The sequence below is a fragment of the Oleiphilus sp. HI0080 genome (assembly GCF_001635135.1).
In genome coordinates, this window is sequence record NZ_LWFU01000202.1 from 1 (window position 1) to 467 (window position 467).

The window sequence follows — 467 nt, forward strand, 5'->3', positions numbered from 1 at the left end:
GAAGAAATCTGGTTTACGGCGAGCAAGTTCGTCACGAACAACCTGAAGCTTCTCTTTGCCTTCTTCGGTTTTTGGTGGGAAGAATTCAAATCTGAAACGACGTTTAAACTGTTTTTGGGTTTCCATGAATAATCTCGTTCTTGAAACCGAGGTTGGCGTCAGATGCTTCAGCCAACCTCAGCGTTCTAATTAGTACTTGTAAGATTCTGGCTTGTAAGGACCATCAACCGGCACGTTGATGTAGTCTGCCTGCGTTTTTGTCAGGCGTGTTAATACGCCGCCAAAACCCTCTACCATATCTTTTGCTACTTCTTCATCAAGCTTCTTAGGAAGTACTTTTACATAGACATTGGCTGGCTTTTCTTCTGCCGGTAGATCGGCAAACTTCGCTTCCCACAAGTAAATTTGAGCAAGTACTTGGTTGGCGAACGACCCATCCATAATACGGCTAGGGTGCCCAGTCGCAT

The 467-nt window shown here is 45.2% G+C and carries 1 protein-coding gene; it reads right to left on the minus strand.

Features of this window, described 5'->3' with window-relative positions:
- Positions 1-189: 189 nt before the first annotated feature.
- On the minus strand, positions 190-467 hold a 278-nt coding region (locus tag A3751_RS02120), incomplete at its 5' end, for an adenosylhomocysteinase (RefSeq protein ID WP_197466114.1).